Below are 17,172 nucleotides of genomic sequence, written 5' to 3'. Positions count from 1 at the left end.
ACTGATTGTCCCCCGTCGCGGGGGGCGCGGCGTCACTCCACCGCGCCCGCCGGTTCCGCCCCGGGCTCGCGGGGCCCGTCCGCCGGGACCCTGCCGGGCAGGAAGAGCGCCAGGACGACCACGCCGATCACGGCGACGCCCGCGCCCCAGACGGCGGTGACGTGCATGGCGTGCAGGAAGGCGTCGTTGGCGGGGCCGACCAGGGCCTCGCCCCGCGGTCCGAGCCCGGCGGCGACGCCGAGGGTGGCCTCGATGGACTCGCCGGCGGTGTGCCGCAGCGCGGCGGGGACCACGCCGAGGTCGCCCTCGATGCCGTTGCGGTAGGCGGTGGAGAGCACCGAGCCGAGGACGGCGATGCCGAGGGCGCCGCCGACCTGGCGGAAGGTGTTGCTGAGCGCGGAGGCGGAGCCGGCCTTCTCCCGGGGCAGGGCCTGCATGATGACGACGCTGGTCGGGGTCATGATGTGCGCCATGCCGGTGCCCATCAGGAAGAAGTAGACCTCCAGCAGCCAGAGCGGCGTCCCGGTGTCCAGGGTGGCGAACGCGGCCAGCATCAGGGCGACGAGGGCCATGCCCACGGTGGTGGTGGCCCGGTAGCCGAAGCGGTCGACGAGCAGGCGGGCGCGGGGCGCGAAGATCAGTTGCGCGACGGCCAGCGGCAGCATCAGCAGGCCGGTCTCCAGCGGGGTGTGGCCGAGCACGCTCTGCAGGTAGAAGACGGAGAAGAAGGTGACGCCCATCAGCGCGAAGAAGACCAGCGCGATGGCGGAGATGGCGGCGGAGAAGACCTTGTTCCGGAAGTGGCTGATGTCGATGGACGGATGGTCGCTGCGCTTCTCGAAGACGACGAAGACGACGAGGACCGCGAGTCCCGCGCCGCAGGTGCCGAGGACGGCGGGGTCGGTGAAGTCGGCGAGCTGGCCGCCCTTGATGATGCCGTAGACCAGCAGGACCAGGCCGACGACGGAGAGCAGGACGCCGATCGGGTCGAGGCGTCCGGGCCGGGGGTCGCGGGAGTCCGGGACCAGCCAGAGCATCAGCACGACGGCCAGCGCGACGATCGGCACGTTGACCAGGAAGACCGAGCCCCACCAGAAGTGGTCCAGCAGCAGGCCGCCGGTGATCGGGCCGATGGCGATGGCCAGGCCGACGCCGCCCGCCCACAGGCCGATGGCCTTGGGCTGCTCGTCGCGTTCGAAGACGTGCATGAGGACCGCGAGGGTGGCGGGCATGACGAAGGCGGCGCCGAGGCCCATCACCGCGCGGTAGGCGATCAGCTCGCCGGGCGAGCCGGAGAAGGCGGCCAGCGCGGAGCCCAGGCCGAACACCAGGAGTCCGCCGAGCAGCACCTTCTTGCGGCCCAGCCGGTCACCGAGCAGTCCGGCGGTGAACAGCAGTCCGGCGAAGACCAGGGTGTAGGAGTTGATCGCCCATTCCAGCTCGCTCTGGCTGGCGCCCAGCCCGGTGGGTCCGGGGGTGGAGATGGTCTTGATGGCGACGTTCAGGATCGAGTTGTCGAGCACCACGATCAGCAGGGCCAGCATGAGCACACCGAGGATGGCCCAGCGGCGCCGGTGGACCTCTTCCGGTATGCGCCGGGAGGCCGGGACGGCAGGAGTAGTCATGGGCCGAGCCTAGGGTACTTACAATACGAGACGGTTCCGTATCGGAAATCTCTTACCGAGCTTTTACGGTGCGGGAACGGGTACCCGGCGGGAGCGGGCCGTCCGGCGGAGGCGGGGGTGCCCTAGCCATCCGGCGGACCCGGGTGCCACCATGGAAACGATCCGGGGACGCCGTCAGGGCGCCACGAGATGACATGAAGGAGCCGTTGCCATGACGCAGCCTTCCGCTGCCCAGACCCCCCAGCCCCCGCCCGCCGGGACCGGTCCCTCGCTGTACGGGGGCAGGAGCAGCCGGCGCATCACCGTGCGGGACATCGCCGTCGCCAAGGAGCGCGGCGAGAGGTGGCCCATGCTCACCGCCTACGACGCCTCGACGGCCTCCGTCTTCGACGAGGCGGGCATCCCCGTGCTGCTCGTCGGGGACTCCGCGGGCAACTGTCACCTGGGCTACGAGACCACGGTGCCCGTGACGCTGGACGAGATGACGATGCTGACCGCCGCCGTCGTCCGGGGCACGAGCCGCGCCCTGGTCGTGGCCGACCTGCCGTTCGGCTCGTACCAGGAGGGGCCGGTGCAGGCGCTGCGCTCGGCCACCCGCCTGGTCAAGGAGGCCGGGGCCGGGGCGGTCAAGCTGGAGGGCGGCGAGCGCTCGCACCGGCAGATCGAGCTGCTGGTCGGGGCGGGCATCCCGGTGATGGCCCACATCGGGCTCACCCCGCAGTCGGTCAACGCGATGGGCTACCGCGTGCAGGGCCGGGGCGAGGAGGCGGCGCAGCAGGTGCTGCGCGACGCCAAGGCGGTGCAGGACGCGGGCGCCTTCGCGGTCGTCCTGGAGCTGGTCCCGGCGGAGCTGGCCGCCGAGGTGACGCGGACGCTGCACATCCCGACGGTGGGCATCGGCGCGGGTGCGGGGACGGACGCCCAGGTGCTGGTGTGGACCGACATGCTCGGGCTGACCGGCGGGCGTGTGCCGAAGTTCGTGAAGCAGTACGCCGACCTGCGCGGGATCATCGGCGACGCGGCGAAGGCGTACGCCGAGGACGTCGTCGGCGGAACGTTCCCGCGGGAGGAGCACTCCGTCCACTAGGGAAGGCCCGACCTGCCCCGTGCGCCCCGGTCCTGATCCGGGCACCCCGCTCCCGACCCGGGCGCACCGGCCCGGATCCCCCTGCCGGACCGGGTCCCGGCCGGACCGGCCCTTCCCCGCTCCGGACCAGGGCCTTCCGCGCCCCAGGGGCACCGCGGCACCGCACCGGCCCCGCCGACCACCCCCCGGTCGGCGGGGCCGGTCCCGTTGCCGGGTGCCGTGGGCGGGGGGCGCCGCACCGGAAGCCTCTCCCGCCTCCCCCCGCCCCCGGGGCGGCCCGACGTGTCGGCGGGATGTCGGCGGCCGGTCGGCGGCCCCCCGGGATGTCGGTGGCCTGTCGGAGGTTTGTCAGTGCCGCGTGGGAGCGTCTGGGGCATGAAGCGAAGCGATCGAAACGCCCCGGCCGCCGAGGGCGCGGTCACCGTACGGGGGCTGGTCAAGCACTACGGCGAGACCAAGGCGCTGGACGGCGTCGACCTGGATGTGCGGCCGGGCACCGTCATGGGGGTGCTGGGGCCCAACGGCGCCGGGAAGACCACCCTGGTCCGCGTCCTGTCCACCCTCATCACGCCCGACTCCGGGGAGGCCCGCGTCGCCGGCTACGACGTCGTGCGCCAGCCCCGCCAGCTCCGCCGGGTGATAGGGCTCACCGGGCAGTACGCCTCCGTGGACGAGAAGCTCCCCGGCTGGGAGAACCTCTACCTCATCGGCCGGCTGCTCGACCTGCCCCGCAAGGAGGCCCGCGCGCGGGCCGACGAGCTGCTGGAGCGGTTCTCCCTCACCGAGGCCGCCCGGCGGCCCGCGGCCACCTACTCCGGCGGCATGCGGCGCCGTCTGGACCTGGCCGCGTCCATGATCGGCCGCCCGGCCGTCCTCTACCTGGACGAGCCCACCACCGGCCTGGACCCGCGCACCCGCAACGAGGTGTGGGACGAGGTCAAGAGCATGGTCGGCGACGGCGTCACCGTGCTGCTCACCACCCAGTACATGGAGGAGGCTGAGCAGCTCGCCTCCGAGCTGACCGTGGTGGACCGCGGCAGGGTCATCGCCCGGGGCGGCATCGAGGAGCTGAAGGCCAGGGTCGGCGGCCGGACCCTGCGCGTGCGCCCCGCCGACCCGGCGCAGGCCCGCCCGCTGGCCGGGTTCCTGGACGAGCTGGGCATCACCGGCCTCGCCTCCTCCACCGTCGACGACGAGGCGGGCGCCGTGCTGGTGCCGATCCTCAGCGACGAGCAACTGACCGCGGTGGTCGGCGCGGTCACCGCGCGCGGCCTCACCATCGCCTCCATCACCACCGAACTGCCCAGCCTGGACGAGGTGTTCCTCTCGCTCACCGGCCACCACGCCTCCGGTGACCCGCAGGACGCCCCGGCCGCCGAGATCCGCGAGGAGGTCGCCGTATGAGCGCCGCCACCACCCCGACGTCCGCCCCCGCGCTCCCGGCCGCCGACAGCCGGATCACACTGCGCGGGCACCTGCGGCACACCGGCGCCCTGGTCCGCCGCAACCTGCTGTGGATCCGGCAGGACCCGGAGTCGATGTTCGACGCCATCCTCTTCCCGGTGATCTTCACCCTGCTGTTCGTCTACGTCTTCGGCGGCTCGATCGGCCAGTCCCTCGGCGGCGGGCAGCAGGAGTACGTGCAGTACGTGGTGCCCGGACTGATGGCCATGATGGGCATGAACATGGCCCAGGGGGTCGGCACCGGCTTCAACCAGGACTTCAACTCCGGTGTGATGGACCGCTTCCGGTCCCTGCCGATCGGCCGCGGCTCGGTGCTGTTCGCCAAGATCGCGGTGGAGCTGCTGCGGATGCTGTTCGCCACCGTGGTGCTGCTGATCGTCGGCGTCCTGGTCGGCTTCGACATCACCAACTGGCCGGGCCTGGTGGCCTCCGTGGGTCTGTCGGTGCTGTTCGGCTCCGCGCTGATGTGGATCTTCCTCACCCTCGGGGTGACGATGAAGAACGCGCAGTCCGTGCAGGCGATGGGCTTCCTGGTGCTGATGCCGCTCCAGTTCGGCTCCTCGATCTTCGCGCCGACCGGTTCCATGCCGGGCTGGCTGCGCAACTTCACCGAGTACAACCCGCTGTCGAACCTGGCCGACGCGGCGCGCGGCCTGATGGTGGGCGGTCCGGTCGCCCACGGCCTGTGGATGACGCTGGCCTGGTCGGCGGGGATCACCGCGCTGATGGCTCCGGTCGCCATCCACAAGTTCCGCACCAAGAGCTGACCGGCGGGCCGTCCGCGGCTCACACCAGGGCGGTGGCCTCCTCCAGGGAGAGGCCGCCGCCCTCGGCACGGGCGGCCGTCAGCGCGTCCTCGTCGAGGACCTCCCGCAGCCGCAGCAGGGCGCGGTCGTGGCTCTCCCACTCCACGGCCGACCGCACGTGGTCGGGGGGCAGCAGCGCGTCCGCGGCGCCCAGGCACCGGGCGGCGTCCAGCGCCCGCCGGCCGCGGTCCAGCCGGGCCAGGGCCATCGCCGCGACCGTCAGGTAGACGGAGCCCATGTGCGGGGCGATGGCCGCGGACAGCGGGTCCTCGGCCCGCCGCAGCGCGTCGCGGACCATCACCAGCGACTCCTCGTGCCGCCCCTCCAGCGTCTCGATCCAGCTCTCGGCGGCGAGGATGAAGCCGTCGAAGACGGCGAAGCTGGAGAGGGAGAACTCCTCGCGCAGCAGCCTGAGCTGCTCCCGGGCCTCGCCGGTGCGGCCGGTCAGCCCCAGATGGGCGGCGAGGCCGAGCCGGGCGGAGGGCATCGCGCTGTGGTGGCCGCCGCCCTCGGCGCGGTCGATCACCCCGCGCAGGATCTCCTCGCCCCGCCCCGCGTCGGCCGGGTCCCCGGTCTGGAGCAGGACGCTGCCGAGCCGGGCGGCCAGGTTGTCGACCTGGACATGGGCGCCCAGCCCTTCGGCGCGGTCGGCTGCGGCCCGGTAGTCGGCGGCGGCGAGCCGGTAGTGGCCGGTGCGCTCCCGGGCCTCGGCGCGGGCGGCGAGGGCCTCGGCGACGCCCCAGCCGTCGCCGAGCCGCCCGTAGATCTCCAGCGCCTCGTCGGCGTCCCGGGTGGCGTCGCCCGCCCAGTGGGTGCGGTTGGCCAGCATGTTGGCGCGCATCTGGAGGCTCCCGGCCAGCTCCCACTCGAAGCCCGGGGTCTCGCGGCAGGTGCGCACCGCGGCGTCCATGATCTCGTGCAGCCGGTCCACCTGGCCGGTGAGCATCACCGCGAAGAACCAGAGCAGCCCGGGGCTGGTGCAGGTCTGCGGCATGCCGGGCTCGTAGGTGCGGGCGATGGTGGCGAGCTTGCGCTGGGCCGCCGGGTTCTGCCAGGCGTCCAGCTCGGTGTCCATGCAGGCGAGATGGGCCAGGTGGACGCCGCGCCGGGCCTCGGCGAGCAGTTCGCCGCTCAGCGGCGGCGGCACGTCCGTGCACCGCTGCCAGACCGGCTCGGCGCGGCGCGCCGGCTCGGTGAAGGGGTCCGGGCCCAGCTCCATGACCTCGCGGAGCCAGTTCCGGGCCTCCACCCGCAGATCACGCATCTGCCAGTACCAGATCAGCGACAGGGAGAGGGACAGCGCCTCCTGCTCGTCCCGTTCGGCCACGGCGTGGCGCAGGGCGGTGCGGAGGTTCTCGTACTCGCGCTCCAGCCGTTCCACGGCGGCGAGCTGCCGGGGGCCGCGCAGCAACGGGTCGGTGGTGCGGGCCAGTTCGCGGTAGTGCGTGAGGTGCGCGCGCTCGGCCGCGGCCCGGCCGCCGGCCTCGTCGAGCCGCTCCCGGGCGTACTCCGCGACGGTCTCCAGCAGGCGGTAGCGCATCTCCCCGTCGCCCGAGGGGGCGGCCACGACGAGGGACTTGTCGACGAGGGAGCCGAGGGTGTCCAGGGCGGTGGGCCCGCAGACGGCCTCGGCCGCGGCGAGGTCGCAGCCGCCCGCGAAGACCGACAGCCGCCGCAGGGTGTCCCGCTCGTCCTCGTCGAGCAGGTCCCAGGACCAGTCGACGACCGCGCGCAGGGTCTGCTGGCGGGGCAGCACGGTGCGGCTGCCGGAGGTGAGCAGGCGGAAGCGGTCGTCGAGGCGGTCGGCGATCTGGCGGGGGGTGAGCATCCGCAGCCGGGCGGCGGCCAGTTCGATGGCGAGCGGCAGCCCGTCGAGCCGGCGGCAGATCTCGGCGCAGGCCGCGGCGGTCTCCCCGTCGGCGCCGGGGCGGAAGCCCGGCCGGGCGGCGGCGCCCCGGTCCGCGAGCAGCCGGAGCGCGGCGGGCTCGGGCAGCGGCTCCACCGGCCGCAGCAACTCCCCCGGTACGCCGAGCGGTTCGCGGCTGGTGGCGAGGACGGTGAGGTGCGGGCAGCGGGCGAGCAGCTCCTCGGCGAGGCGGGCGGCGGCGTCCACGACGTGCTCGCAGTTGTCGAGGACGATCAGCATGCGGCGCCGTCCGCAGTGCTCCACGAGGCGTTCGACGGCGGTGGCCCGGCGCTCGGCGACGGCCCTCAGCTCCTCGGCACCGGCGCCGTAGAGCACGGTCTCGCGGGCGCCGACGGCGGTCAGCACCGCCTCGGGCACGGCGTCCGGATCGTCCACGGGGGCCAGTTCGGCCAGCCAGGCACCGTCCCGCGCGGTGTCCGCCGCTCCCTCGGCGGCCTCCAGCGACAGCCGGGTCTTCCCGGCCCCGCCGGGCCCGAGCAGGGTGACCAGCCGGGCGGCGGAGAGGTCCTCCCGCAGCGCCACGAGATCGGCGTCCCGTCCGACGAAGGAGGTGAGCCGGGCCCGGAGGTTGCCGCGCGGCCGGGCGGCCGGGGCGCCGGGGGCGGGGTGCGGGCCCTGGGACGCGGGGGCCGCCGGGGTGGGTGCCCGGCCCGCCGGGGCGGGTGCCCGCGCGGGCCCGGGGGCCGCCGGTGGGGACGGCGCCGGGGCCGGGTGGGACGAATCCGGGCGGCCGGGACCGGGGTGGTGCTCCGCCGGGCCGGGGCGCACCGGAGCCGGGTACGGCGCCTCCGGGTGCGGTACGCCGGTCTCCGGTGACCCCGGGCTCCGCGGGCCGGGACGCGACGGCCCGGTGTACGGCGCCCCGGGGCGGGCCGGGCCGGGACCGGACCCGCCGGGGTCGAGCAACCGGGCGTGCAGGGCGCGCAGTTCGGGCCCGGGGTCGGTGCCCAGCCGCTCCGCCAGCAGCCGCCGCACGTCCTCGTAGGCGGCCAGCGCCTCGGCGGCCCGGCCGGTGTCGCGCAGGGCGCGCAGCCGCAGCGCCTGGAGGGGTTCGTCGAGGGGGTGGCTGTCGCACAGGGCGGTCAGCTCGGGCAGGGACCGCTCGGCCCGGCCGAGGCCGAGGGCGGCGGTGTGCCGGGCGCGCAGGGCGTCCAGCCGCCGGGTGTCCCAGCGGGCGGCCTCGGAGGTGCGGTCGGGGAGGTCGGCCAGGGCCGGGCCGCTCCAGAGGGCGAGGGCGTCGTCCAGGCACTCGGCGGCCTTGGCGGGGTCGCCGTCGGCCAGCGCGCGGGCGCCCTCGGCGGCGAGCCGGTCGAAGCGGTACAGGTCGATGTCGTCGGCCGCGGCGACGAGCCGGTAGCCGCCCCCGTCGGAGGCGATCTCGGCCGCCCCGAGCACCCGGCGCAGCCGCGCGACCAGCGCCTGCAGCGCGCCCGGCGCGTCACCGGGCGGTTCGTCGCCCCACACCTCCTCCACCAGCAGCCCCGCGGGCACCGCGCGGCCGGGTCGCAGGGCGAGCACGGTCAGCAGGGCGCGCAACCGCGCGCCGCCGACCGGGACGGCGGTGCCGTCGGGGCGGAGTGCCTGGGTGGGGCCGAGAATGCGGTAGCGCACGTCCTCCATTGTCCCCGCTGCCGTCGCCGCGGGTCACCGGGTTTTGGCGCCCGGCGCGTCACCCCCGCCCCGCCGGACGGGCCGGGGCACCGCCCGGACCACCGGCACCCCGGACCACCGGCGCCCGGGCGCCCCGGGCCTTGGGGCCTCTCGCTCGGATCAGGCCGGGCTCGCGGGGTCCGGCGCCGCGCCTCGCCGCGTTGCCGTCGGTCGCCGGGGCTCCGCCCCGGCTCCCTCCCCAGCCTCGCGACGCACGGCGCCGGCCCCCGCTCCCCGATCCGGCCCGGTCCAAACGAAAGGCCCTGGGCGCCGGGCGTCCGCCGACTCGCCTCCGGGCGGGGTCAGTCGGCCAGTTCCGTGGAGGCGCGGACCACCAGTTCCGGGGAGAACCGCTCGACCCGTTCCGAGCGCTGCCGGGCCGGGCCGCCGAGCAGGGTCAGCGCGCGTTCGGCCATGGCGGAGAGCGGGTGCCTGATGGAGGTGATCGGCGGGTCGAGGAGTTCCAGGATCTCGGTGTCGTCGAAGCCGGTGACGGCGATCTGGTCGGGCACCGCGATGGCGGACCGGTGCAGGGTGCTGACCAGGCCCACCGCGAGGACGTCCGCGCCGCAGACGACGGCGTCGATCCGGTCGCCCTGCTCGATGATGCGGCGCCCCGCCAACCGCCCCGAATCGGTGGTGAAGTTGGGCAGCAGGACGGTGGTGGCGTCGGGGCCCTGCGCCGCCACGAAGGCGGCGAGGCGCTCGGCGCCGGAGGAGGACGCCTGGTCGGCCGCCACCAGGGCGATCCGGCTGCGCCCGATGCCCCGCAGATGCTCGACGAGGAGCCGGATCGCGGCGGCGTTGTCCAAGGTGACGGCGACCGTGCCGGAGCCCTCGGCCCAGCGGTCGAACAGCACGACGGGACGGCGTTCCGCCGCCGCGCGGACGGCCGCCCCGGACTCGCCCGCCGAGACGGGGACCACGATCAGGCCGTCCACCGGGCCGCCGAGCATGGCGTCTATCTGCTCGGCCTCGATCCGGGTGTCGTTGGCAGCGTCGGAGACCACCAGGGTGCCCCCGCCGGCCCGCACCCGCCGCGCCAGGGCGTCGGCGAGCTGGACGAAGTAGGGGTTGGCGAGCGAGGGGACGACGACGCCGACGGTGCCGGTGGTGCCGGTGCGCAGGGCCCGCGCGGAGTGGTTGGTCTGGTAGCCGAGCCGCCGGGCGGCCTCCTCCACGCGGCGCGCGAGATCGGGCGCGACGTTGCGGGGCGTACCCGCGAGTACGCGTGACGCGGTGGCACGGGAGACACCGGCGGCCTCGGCCACGTCGATGAGTCGGGGCGCTGTCACGTGGGCGTGTCCTTCTCGGTCGATGGACGGCTGCGGCGGTCGCCGGGAGATCTTGCCTGAGAGTACTTGACGGCGGGGAACCCCTGATACAGCATGTGGGAGATCGATCTCCCAAGGAGTGTCCATGTCGTCCATCACGGTCGTCGGTTCGGTGAACCGAGACTTCGTCCTGACCGTTCGGGACCTGCCACGCCCCGGCGAGACCGTTCTCAGCCGGCACTTCGTGGAGGGCACCGGCGGCAAGGGCGCCAACCAGGCCGTCGCCGCCGCCCGCCTCGGTTCGCGGGTGCGCCTCGTGGCCCGGGTCGGCGCGGACGGGACCGCCATCCTCGACGCGCTCGCCGCCGAAGGGGTGGACATCGCCGACGTGCGGTCGGACGAGCGGGTCCCCACGGGGATCGCCGCGGTGGTCGTGGACAGCGACGGCGAGAACACCATCGTCGTGAACGCGGGGGCCAACGCCGAACTGGGCGTCGAGGACCTCCCGGCCCGCCTGGTCCGCTCGCCCGGCGAGGTCGTCCTCGTCCAGAACGAGATCGCCCAGGACGTGGTGGACGCCGCCGTCCGGCGCGGCCGTGAGCAGGGCGGACTCGTCGTCCTCAACCCGGCCCCCGCCCGTCCGGCGTCGCGGGAGACCCTCGCCGCCGTCGACGTCCTCGTCCCCAACCTGGGCGAACTCGCCACGCTGCTCGGAACCGAGCCGCCCACCACCCTCGACGGGGCGCACGCGCTGCTGACCGGTGCCGCGCTGCCGTGCCGGGCCGTGGTGGTGACACTCGGCGCGGACGGCGCCATCCTGAAGGAGGCGCACGATCCGACGATCACCCACGTTCCCGCGCCCGTCGTGAACGCCGTCGACACCGTGGGCGCCGGCGACACCTTCTGCGGCGCCCTCGCGGACGCCCTCGGCCGGGGCGGAAGCCTCGCGGCCTCGGTGGAACGCGCCGTGCGCGCCGCGTCCCACGCCGTCACCGGACTCGGCGCCCAGTCGTCCATGCCGTACGCGGCACAGCTCGACGTACCCGCGGTCACCACCGCTTCCTGACCACCCCAACGCGGGTCACCCACCAGCACAACGGAGAACCACCCCATGAGGAACCTCAAGATCGGCGTCTTCGAGAACGCGCAGACCAACGCGAGCGGCACGGCCACCTGGCGCCACCCCGACAGCCAACGGCACCTCTTCGACACCCTTGAGTACTGGCGCGACCTCGCCGCGGTCTGCGAGGACGCGAAGCTGGACTTCCTCTTCCTCGCGGACGCCTGGGGCTGGTCCGAGATCAACGGCTCCCGGCCGCCCATCGCCACCGAGGAGACCCTCGACCTGCCGCGGCTCGACCCGATGGTCGTCGCCTCCGCGCTGCTGTCGACGACGAAGAACCTGGGTCTCGTCATGACCGGCTCCGTCCTGGTGGAACCGCCGTACGCGTTCGCCCGCCGCATGGCCACGATCGACCAGCTCTCCGGCGGCCGCATCGGCTGGAACGTCGTCACCACCGGCACCGCCGACACCGCCGTGAAGGCGTTCGGCATGGACATGGTGGCCCACGACGACCGCTACCGCATGGCCGAGGACTTCCTCGACCTCGTCTACAAGTACTGGGAGGGCGCCTGGGAGCCGGACGCCCTGGAGAAGGACAAGGACGGCCGGTTCGCCGACCCCGCCAAGGTGCACCTGGTCAAGCACGAGGGCCCGTTCTTCCGCTCCGAGGGCTACGGCAACACGGCCCGCTCCCCCCAGGGCACGCCCGTCCTCTTCCAGGCCGGCGCCTCCCCGGCCGGCCGCCGGGTCGGCGGACGGCACGGCGAGTGCATGTTCGTGGGCAGCGGCTCGGTCCAGCAGCTCGCCGGGCACACCGCGTCCATCCGCGAGGAGGCCGTCAAGGCGGGCCGCCGCGCCGACCAGGTGAAGATCATGTCGGCGTTCTCCTGTGTCGTCGGCGCCACCACCGCCGACGCCGAGCGCCGTTACCGCAGCATCCTCGACGCCCAGCGCCCCGAGGTCACGCTCGCCAGCTACGCCATGTTCACCGGGCTCGACCTCTCCGAGTACGCCCCCGAGACGCCGATGACGGAGCTGTCCACCGAGATGTCGCAGACCCAGGTCGCGCGCTTCGCGGGCAAGACCGTCGGCGACGTCCTCGCCGACTGGCACACCCACGGCGTGGGCGCCCGGCCGGTGGTGGGCACCGCCGAGGAGATCGCGGACGAGATCTGCGCGCTCGCCGAGGGCGCCGACCTCGACGGCTTCCTGCTCTCCCCGACCGTCCAGCCGGCCTCGACCACGGACTTCGTCGAGTCGGTGCTGCCGATCCTGCGGGCCCGCGGCGCCTTCCGCGGCGAGTACACGGAGGGCGAGAGCCTGCGCGAGCGGCTCACCGGCGCCCCCGGCAGCGCGCTGCCGGACAGCCACCCCGCCGCCCGGTACCGGCACTGACCGGCGAAGCGCCCAGAACCCCCCGTGACGAGAGGAAGTCGAGCACCATGGTCACGTCCGTCCACCACCCGCCCGGTACACCCGTGCCCGCGGAGCTGACCGCGGCGACGCTGCGGGAGGCGTTCGGGGCCTACCCGACCGGCGTGGTCGCCATCGGCGCGCTGCGCGGCACCGAGCCCGTCGGGTTCGCGGCGAGTTCGTTCGTCTCGATCTCCCTCGAACCGCCGATGGTCGCGATCAGCGTGGCCCGCACCTCGACCACCTGGCCGCGGCTGGCGGAGGCGCCCGTCCTCGGGCTCAGCGTGCTCAGCCGCGACCAGGGGGGCCTCTGCCGCCGCCTGGCGTCCCGGGGCGTGGACCGCTTCGACGGCGTCACCTGGCGGGCCACCCCCCAGGGGGGCGTGCTGATCGACGACGCGGCGCTCTGGCTGACGGCCCGCGTGGGCGCCGTGTACGACGGCGGCGACCATGAGATCGTCCTGCTGGAGCTGCTCACCGCCGAGCTGTTCTCCGGTGTCGAGCCGCTCGTCTTCCACACCAGCCAGTTCCGGGAGCTCGCTCCCCATGCCTGACAGCCCGACCGCCCGCGCGCTCCTGACCGGCACCGTGGTGCACGGTGCCGGGCGGGGCCGCGGGCTCGGGTTCCCGACCGCCAACATCGCGGCCGACCCGGACTCACCGGTCCCGGCGCCCGCGATCTACAGCGGATGGCTCGTCCGCCGCACGACGGGTGCCGTTCACCGCGGCACGATCAGCATCGGGTCGAACCCGACCTTCTGCGACACGGCGGACATCCATATCGAGGTGTACTGCCACGACACGACGGACGAGTTCTACGGAGAACGCGTCGGCGTGTGGTTCGTGGCACGGATCAGGGACACCGTGAAGTTCTCCTCGCCGGCCGCCATGGTGCACGCCGCGCGACGGGACGTCTCCCGGTCCGATGCCCTCCTGGCCTCCCCCTCCGGGAGGCGGGCGCTGACCGCCGTACACGCGCTGCACCGGCGGACCGCGTCCCTCTGAGCGGCCCCCGCTCCCCCTTCCGACGGCCCCGCGCCGCCGCTCGCGGCCCATCGCGGCCGACGACACCTGGACCCCACGCCAGACCTGCTCCGACGAACAAAGGTGTTTAACAATGAGCGCATTCGAGTGGTTGAACACTCAGTTCGACCTGTTCGGGATCCCCGTGTACTGGTCGGACTTCCTGGGGAACATCCTGGCGCTTGCCACCGTGTGGCTGGCTCTGCGACGGTCCCTGACGGCCTGGCCGGTTCAGATCCTCGGCTCGGTGCTGCTGCTGATCGCCAGCCTCAATGTGCACCTGGGGGGCAACGCGGCCCGTCAGGTCGTGATCATAGCATCGGCCTCCTGGGGCTGGGCGACGTGGAAGCGCAGCCGCGAGAAGGAGGGCTCCATCAACGTCCGCTGGGCGATGGGGCGTGAGCGCACGGTGCTCGTCGCCGCGATGGTGCTGGGCACCACCGGTTTCGCCGCCCTGCTGCGGGCCACCGACGCCTCGTTCTACCCGGGCGCCCCGATGTGGATGATCCTCGCGGACGCCTGGATCTTCGTCGGCTCGATCCTCGCGATGTACACGCAGGCCCGCCGGTACGTGGAGTTCTGGTTCGTCTGGCTGGCGGTCGACCTCGTCGGCGTGCCGCTCGCCATCCACTCCGAGCTGTACTTCTCCGGCATCGTCTACGCGATCTTCTTCGTGATGGTCCTCATCGGCATCCGCGACTGGGCCGCGCACAGCCGCAACCAGGACGTCACCTCCCCGCTGGAGCCGGCCGTCGTGGTCGAGGGCCGGGACGACGTCCCGGCGGGCGCCGCCACCCCGGCCGCCACGACCGCCACCGCGGAGCGGACGTCACCGGAGTCCGCCGGGGGCGGCCGGACCTCCGGCTGACGGAGCGGCCCCGGGGCCACGGCCCCCGGACGCGACACCGTCGCGCGCGTCCGGGCAGGACCGTACGAGGGGGAACGACCGGTGCGAGGCGCACCGCGGGCAAGGACGCCCGCGGTGCGCCTCGCGCGTGTGGGGGGCCGGCGCGGCGGGACACCGGGGACGCGTGCGCCCGGCCCGGACGCGCGCGGTGGCCGCGGGGGCGGTGCTCGCGGTGGACGCGGGCCGGCGCTCACGGTGGACGCGGGGCGCGGGACACCGCCGGACGGTCCGGTCCCCGAGCGCGGTCGGAGTCCCATGGTCAGCGCCACCGTCCGGCCCGGCGAGCGGCGGATCAGCCCCGTCTTCCCGGGGATCGCCGCGGTGGCGGCGGCCGCCGGCTGGGCGGCGTGGACCGGTTTCGCGGAGCGGCCGGGCCTCGCGGTGTTCCTGTTCGTGACGGCGGCCTGGGTGGTGTCGCTGTGCCTGCACGAGTACGCGCACGCCCGCACCGCCCTGCACGCCGGCGACCTCACCGTCGGTGCCAAGGGCTACCTCACGCTGAACCCGGTGAAGCACACCCACCCGCTGCTGAGCGTCGTGCTCCCGGTGCTGTTCGTCGTCATGGGCGGGATCGGCCTGCCGGGCGGCGCGGTGCACATCGAGCGCTCCCGGATCCGGGGCCGTGCTCGGCACAGTCCGGTCTCGGCCGCGGGCCCGCTGACGAACGTGCTGTTCGCCCTCGTCCGCACCGCCCCGTTCTGGCTCGGCGCGTCGGACGGCGTGCCGCGCGGCTTCCGGCAGGCGCTGGCCCTCCTCGCGCTGCTCCAGGTCACCGCGGCGATCCTGAACCTCCTGCCGGTGCCGGGCCTGGACGGCTACGGCGTCGTGGAGCCGTGGCTCACGCACGCGGTGCGGCGGCAGGTGGAGCCGCTGGCCCCGTTCGGCCTGCTGATCGTGTTCGCGCTGCTGTGGCTGCCGTCGCTGAACGGGGTGTTCTCCGACGCGGTCCACACGGTCCTGCGGGGGCTGGGCGTCGGCGAGCCGGACATCCACTGCGGCTTCGAGCCGTACCGCTTCTGGCAGACCGACGGCCTCTGCGCGGTCAGCCGGTAGCGGGCCCGCCGCCGCTGCCCCGGGCGGCCCGCCCGCGCTTCAGGTAGTACCAGCACATGTTGGACGACAGCCCCGCGAGCAGCACCCACACGACCCCGATCAGCACGCCGCCGCGGGTGAAGGAGACGACGGCGGCGGCCACGGCGAGCAGGCAGACGGCCAGGGTGTAGAGGGCGAGGCGGGGCATGGGGCTCTCCTGTCGGGGGACACGTGCGGGTGCCGGGGCACCGCGGGCACCGCACCGCCCCCGCCGCGCGGCGGGCGGCCGCGCCCCGGGTGCGTGGCGGCAGCCACCAGTGTCCCCCATGACCTCATACGTCGGTGAGGCGGAGCCCCGCGTGCGCCCGGTAGCGGCGGTTGACCGAGATCAGGTTGGCGACCAGCGCCTCGACCTGGTGGGCGTTGCGCAGCCGCCCGGCGAAGACGCCGCGCATGCCGGGGATGCGCCCGGCGAGCGCCTGCACGGTCTCCACGTCGGCCCGGTCCTCCCCGAGCACCATCACATCGGTGTCGACGGAGGCGGTGTCCGGGTCCTGGAGCAGCACCGCGGACAGGTGGTGGAAGGCGGCGGTGACCCGGCTGCCGGGCAGCAGGGCGGCGGCCTGCTCGGCGGCGCTGCCCTCCTCGGGCCGGAGCGCGTAGGCGCCCTTCTTGTCGAAGCCGAGCGGGTTGACGCAGTCGACGACGAGCTTGCCGGTGAGTTCCGCGCGCAGCGACTCCAGCGTCGCGGCGTGGCCCTCCCAGGGGACGGCGACGATGACGATGTCGCTGCGGCGGGCGGTGCCGGCGTTGTCGTCGCCCTCGACGCCGTACCCGATCTCCGAGGCGGCGGCGCGGGCGCGCTCGGCGGCGCGGGAGCCGACGATCACCTTCTGGCCGGCGCGGGCGAGGCGCTGGGCGAGCCCCCTGCCCTGGGGGCCGGTGCCGCCGAGGACGCCGACGACCAGGCCGGAGACGTCGGGCAGGTCCCAGGGGTCCTTGGCGGGTGTCCTGGCCGCGGGGCGGTCGGCGCCGTGGGAGCTGTCGGTGCGGTCCGTGGAGGTCATGGTCCGACCCTACGTCGCCCCCGGCGGCGGCAGTGGCCCGGCGGGGCGGCGCGGCCGGGGGCGCGGGATGGCGGCGGGCGCGGTCCGCCGTCCCCGGACCGGGTGAATCCGGGGTGAACCCCGCCCGCGGGCACCCCGGTTGCGGCAGGATGCGCCGGTATGGACGCCGTACGGGTAGCGCTGCTGCGGGAAGTGCTCGCCGGGACGGAGTGGCTGGGTGCCACCCGGAGGTTCGCGGGGGCGCTGCGCGGCTCGGTCGTGTCGCACGGGGGCGGGCTGCTGCTGGTGGGGACGGCGGCGCACGAGCCGTGGCACCTGGCGGCGCACCTGGTGGACGAGGCCGCCTGGTCGGGGACGCCGGAGCTGGCGCCCACCCTGGTGCGGCACGCGGCGCGCCCCTCGGACCCGGCGCATCTGGCGGTGGGGCTGGGGCGGCTGGCGGCGGCCCGGCGCGGGGAGACCCTGCTGGTGGTGGCGCCCGGCGCGCCCGGCGCCCCGCTGCTGGAGCGGGTGCACGACGCCCGGCGGGCGGGGGCGACGGTGCTGTCGCTGGGCGCGGGCGAACGGGAGCTGGTGGCGCTGGCGCACGAGGCGCTGACCGTGCCGGACGGCGCCGAGCTGGACCTGGACACGGTGCAGCACCTGGTCAGCGCGGCGGCCGGGGAGAACGCGGTGCCGCCCCGGGGTCACCACCGCTTCCGGGACCGGCTCTCCCGGCTGGCCGACCGGCTCACGGCCCCGCCCCCGCCGCGCTGGTGACGCCGGGCGGCACGGAAAACCGGTTGCCCGGGGCTTCCGCGCCGCCCCACGATGACCCCTCGTGACCGGAGAACC

At 74.8% G+C, this 17,172-nt stretch carries 15 protein-coding genes; 10 read left to right on the top strand and 5 right to left on the bottom strand.

Translation table 11 applies throughout. From position 1 onward, the window contains the following. Positions 1-32 precede the first annotated feature (32 nt). A complete protein-coding gene (locus ACZ7LB_RS01335) occupies positions 33-1,625 on the bottom strand; it encodes an MFS transporter (protein WP_471464670.1) in 1,593 nt (530 codons plus the stop codon). A gap of 211 nt (positions 1,626-1,836) precedes the next feature. Between ACZ7LB_RS01335 and panB the strand changes: the two genes are divergently transcribed. The 3 genes from panB (at position 1,837) to ACZ7LB_RS01320 (ending at position 4,943) form a co-directional block, all read left to right on the top strand. Next, positions 1,837-2,712, top strand: a complete 876-nt coding sequence (gene panB, locus ACZ7LB_RS01330; RefSeq protein ID WP_471464668.1) for a 3-methyl-2-oxobutanoate hydroxymethyltransferase — start codon at positions 1,837-1,839, stop codon at positions 2,710-2,712. Positions 2,713-3,087: 375 nt separating this feature from the next. Then, positions 3,088-4,116, top strand: a complete 1,029-nt coding sequence (locus ACZ7LB_RS01325) for an ATP-binding cassette domain-containing protein (RefSeq protein ID WP_471464666.1) — start codon at positions 3,088-3,090, stop codon at positions 4,114-4,116. After that, entirely contained in the window at positions 4,113-4,943 is an 831-nt protein-coding gene (locus ACZ7LB_RS01320; protein WP_471464664.1) for an ABC transporter permease, read from the top strand. The genes ACZ7LB_RS01325 and ACZ7LB_RS01320 overlap by 4 nt, the downstream gene beginning before the upstream one ends. A gap of 19 nt (positions 4,944-4,962) precedes the next feature. On the opposite strand, the gene ACZ7LB_RS01315 is transcribed toward ACZ7LB_RS01320, so the two are convergent. After that, positions 4,963-8,529, bottom strand: a complete 3,567-nt coding sequence (locus tag ACZ7LB_RS01315) for an AfsR/SARP family transcriptional regulator (protein WP_471464662.1) — start codon at positions 8,527-8,529, stop codon at positions 4,963-4,965. 332 nt (positions 8,530-8,861) lie between these two features. Beyond that, complete coding sequence (locus tag ACZ7LB_RS01310) at positions 8,862-9,854, bottom strand: LacI family DNA-binding transcriptional regulator (RefSeq protein ID WP_471464660.1); 993 nt, start codon at positions 9,852-9,854, stop codon at positions 8,862-8,864. A gap of 124 nt (positions 9,855-9,978) precedes the next feature. Between ACZ7LB_RS01310 and ACZ7LB_RS01305 the strand changes: the two genes are divergently transcribed. The 6 genes from ACZ7LB_RS01305 (at position 9,979) to ACZ7LB_RS01280 (ending at position 15,292) form a co-directional block, all read left to right on the top strand. Next, on the top strand, positions 9,979-10,899 hold the full coding sequence (locus ACZ7LB_RS01305) for a ribokinase (RefSeq protein WP_471464658.1): 921 nt from the start codon (positions 9,979-9,981) through the stop codon (positions 10,897-10,899). Positions 10,900-10,944: 45 nt separating this feature from the next. After that, positions 10,945-12,291, top strand: coding sequence for an NtaA/DmoA family FMN-dependent monooxygenase (locus ACZ7LB_RS01300; protein ID WP_471464656.1), 1,347 nt, complete (start codon positions 10,945-10,947; stop codon positions 12,289-12,291). 47 nt (positions 12,292-12,338) lie between these two features. Beyond that, positions 12,339-12,863, top strand: coding sequence for a flavin reductase family protein (locus ACZ7LB_RS01295; protein ID WP_471464655.1), 525 nt, complete (start codon positions 12,339-12,341; stop codon positions 12,861-12,863). After that, positions 12,856-13,314, top strand: a complete 459-nt coding sequence (locus tag ACZ7LB_RS01290) for a riboflavin kinase (RefSeq protein ID WP_471464653.1) — start codon at positions 12,856-12,858, stop codon at positions 13,312-13,314. The genes ACZ7LB_RS01295 and ACZ7LB_RS01290 overlap by 8 nt, the downstream gene beginning before the upstream one ends. A gap of 112 nt (positions 13,315-13,426) precedes the next feature. Continuing rightward, positions 13,427-14,200, top strand: coding sequence for a nicotinamide mononucleotide transporter family protein (locus ACZ7LB_RS01285; protein WP_471464651.1), 774 nt, complete (start codon positions 13,427-13,429; stop codon positions 14,198-14,200). A gap of 294 nt (positions 14,201-14,494) precedes the next feature. Beyond that, positions 14,495-15,292, top strand: a complete 798-nt coding sequence (locus ACZ7LB_RS01280; protein ID WP_471464649.1) for a site-2 protease family protein — start codon at positions 14,495-14,497, stop codon at positions 15,290-15,292. Here ACZ7LB_RS01280 and ACZ7LB_RS01275 read toward each other — a convergent pair. Beyond that, complete coding sequence (locus ACZ7LB_RS01275) at positions 15,282-15,479, bottom strand: hypothetical protein (protein ID WP_471464647.1); 198 nt, start codon at positions 15,477-15,479, stop codon at positions 15,282-15,284. The two genes, ACZ7LB_RS01280 and ACZ7LB_RS01275, sit on opposite strands and share 11 nt — an antisense overlap. A gap of 124 nt (positions 15,480-15,603) precedes the next feature. After that, on the bottom strand, positions 15,604-16,338 hold the full coding sequence (gene npdG / locus ACZ7LB_RS01270) for an NADPH-dependent F420 reductase (RefSeq protein ID WP_471464646.1): 735 nt from the start codon (positions 16,336-16,338) through the stop codon (positions 15,604-15,606). Between the two features lie 159 nt (positions 16,339-16,497). Here npdG and ACZ7LB_RS01265 point away from each other — a divergent pair, with 159 nt between their 5' ends. Next, positions 16,498-17,097, top strand: coding sequence for a hypothetical protein (locus ACZ7LB_RS01265; protein ID WP_471464644.1), 600 nt, complete (start codon positions 16,498-16,500; stop codon positions 17,095-17,097). Positions 17,098-17,172: the final 75 nt, after the last annotated feature.

This window comes from Streptomyces sp. NPDC107521 (genome assembly GCF_055598485.1).
The sequence above is the reverse complement of the archived record's forward strand: the minus strand, read 5'-3'. Positions and strand labels throughout refer to the sequence as shown.